The organism is Escherichia sp. KCJ4928 (assembly GCF_004352695.1).
Taxonomy (GTDB): Bacteria; Pseudomonadota; Gammaproteobacteria; order Enterobacterales; family Enterobacteriaceae; genus ECMA0423.
In genome coordinates this window covers 1-2,225 of record NZ_SJWV01000342.1, presented here as the reverse complement: position 1 = coordinate 2,225, position 2,225 = coordinate 1, and the positions used below count along the sequence as shown (strand labels likewise).

The 2,225-nt window shown below is 47.1% G+C and carries 5 protein-coding genes; 3 read left to right on the top strand and 2 right to left on the bottom strand.

Translation table 11 applies throughout. The features are described 5' to 3' along the window. The first annotated feature begins 156 nt into the window (after positions 1–156). From dgcP to yoaJ, 3 genes are read left to right on the top strand one after another with little or no spacing between them, the layout of a single operon-like run. Positions 157–1,182: a diguanylate cyclase DgcP gene (dgcP, locus tag E0D98_RS23525; protein ID WP_001283455.1), complete on the top strand. Its 1,026-nt coding sequence runs from the start codon at positions 157–159 to the stop codon at positions 1,180–1,182. 32 nt (positions 1,183–1,214) lie between these two features. Continuing rightward, positions 1,215–1,313: a YoaK family small membrane protein gene (locus E0D98_RS23520; RefSeq protein ID WP_001219350.1), complete on the top strand. Its 99-nt coding sequence runs from the start codon at positions 1,215–1,217 to the stop codon at positions 1,311–1,313. Positions 1,314–1,315: 2 nt separating this feature from the next. Next, positions 1,316–1,390, top strand: coding sequence for a protein YoaJ (gene yoaJ / locus E0D98_RS23515; RefSeq protein WP_001386836.1), 75 nt, complete (start codon positions 1,316–1,318; stop codon positions 1,388–1,390). A gap of 58 nt (positions 1,391–1,448) precedes the next feature. On the opposite strand, the gene E0D98_RS23510 is transcribed toward yoaJ, so the two are convergent. Further along, positions 1,449–1,697, bottom strand: a complete 249-nt coding sequence (locus E0D98_RS23510) for a GlsB/YeaQ/YmgE family stress response membrane protein (RefSeq protein WP_000512153.1) — start codon at positions 1,695–1,697, stop codon at positions 1,449–1,451. Between the two features lie 226 nt (positions 1,698–1,923). Continuing rightward, positions 1,924–2,225: zinc ribbon domain-containing protein (locus tag E0D98_RS23505; protein WP_100250106.1), on the bottom strand; the 302-nt coding region annotated here is incomplete at its 5' end.

The window sequence follows — 2,225 nt, the reverse complement described above, 5'->3', positions numbered from 1 at the left end:
CTTAGAGTATCGCGGTATCGTTTTGTTTTGCAGCACTATTTTTATTACATTCACTCAAAACATATTACGTCTTGTTTCATCTTTGTTGATGATGTTTTATCATGCCTGCAAAGATTAAATAATCAGCATTTACCCGCCGTATCCTGGAGTTGTTTCGTGTCAGATCAGATTATCGCCCGCGTCTCGCAATCCCTTGCCAAAGAACAGTCACTGGAAAGTCTGGTCCGACAGCTTCTGGAGATGCTGGAAATGGTCACTGATATGGAATCAACCTACCTGACCAAAGTGGATGTCGAAGCGCGCCTGCAGCATATTATGTTTGCCCGTAACAGCCAGAAAATGCACATCCCGGAGAATTTTACCGTCTCGTGGGATTACTCGTTATGCAAACGCGCTATTGATGAAAACTGCTTTTTCAGCGATGAAGTCCCTGACCGTTGGGGCGACTGTATTGCGGCACGCAATCTTGGAATCACCACATTTCTGAGTACACCAATTCACTTACCGGATGGATCATTCTATGGCACGCTTTGCGCCGCCAGCAGTGAGAAGCGCCAGTGGAGTGAACGCGCGGAACAGGTTTTACAGTTATTCGCTGGACTGATTGCACAATATATTCAAAAAGAGGCACTGGTTGAACAGCTGCGCGAAGCCAATGCCGCGCTGATTGCGCAATCGTATACCGACTCGTTAACCGGGCTACCGAATCGGCGGGCGATTTTTGAAAATCTGACGACGCTGTTTTCTCTCGCCCGGCATCTTAACCATAAGATAATGATCGCGTTTATCGATCTGGATAACTTCAAATTAATCAATGATCGTTTTGGTCATAATAGTGGCGATCTGTTTCTCATTCAGGTTGGCGAGCGCCTTAATACGCTCCAGCAAAATGGCGAAGTTATTGGTCGTCTCGGCGGTGATGAGTTTTTGGTTGTTTCACTAAATAACGAGAATGCGGATATTTCGTCGCTGCGAGAACGTATTCAACAGCAAATACGTGGAGAATATCACTTAGGTGATGTTGATTTGTATTATCCTGGTGCCAGTCTTGGCATTGTAGAAGTCGATCCTGAAACGACCGATGCAGACAGTGCCCTGCATGCTGCCGATATCGCGATGTATCAGGAGAAAAAACACAAACAGAAAACACCTTTTGTCGCGCATTCAGCGCCACATTCCTGAGGCGTATTCACATCCTTTTGATTGGTGATAACATGCGAATCGGTATTATTTTTCCGGTTGTAATCTTTATTACAGCGGTCGTATTTTTAGCATGGTTTTTTATTGGCGGCTATGCTGCCCCGGGAGCATAAAGATGAAAAAAACAACGATTATTATGATGGGTGTCGCGATTATTGTCGTACTCGGCACTGAGCTGGGATGGTGGTAACGTCACCTCTAAAAAATAGCAAAGGCTGCCTGTGTGCAGCCTTTGTGCAATTTAAGCGTTAACTTTTAATCTTCCTGTAGATAAATAGCACGACAATCGCACCAATAACGGCAACCACGAAGCTGCCAAAATTGAAGCCATCGACTTTACCAAAGCCAAACAGCGTGCTGATCCATCCGCCAACTACGGCACCGACTATCCCCAGCAGGATAGTCATAAAGAATCCACCACCATCTTTACCTGGCATGATCCACTTCGCCAGAATACCGGCAATAAGCCCAAAAATAATCCATGACAGAATGCCCATTGTTTCCTCACTTATCTGTTTTGCATTAGCGGGTTAGTCGCTGATAAAAAGCATAGCACAACATCGGGAGGGCAAGATTTGTGACGAGCATCACGGAGGATTTTTTTGCGATGGCGCAGAAATTGCGCCATCAACGATCGGTGATAATTACCAACCACAAACATCATGTTCGTTTTCCGTGTCTTGACATCCTCCACGCCCTGAATGACGAGGATCCCTGCTACGTTCAGGCTGTCGCCTGAATCATTTCGGTGGGTTCCTGCTTCAACGAGCGGCCTGACTGCACCATCTCTCCACAGGCAAGAACGGCGTGCCCCGCCGCTAAAATGTTACGAGCGCCGTTTACATCGGCGTTCGCTGTATATCCACATACCTGGCATCTGAATTGACTTTGTGACAGGCGATTTTCTTTCGCTGTATGACCACAGCACGCGCAACGCTGGCTTGTGTACGCTGGCGGAACAGCAAGCACCTGACCGCCACTCCAGAGCTGCTTGTACTCAAGCTGGCGGCGCATTTCATACCAGC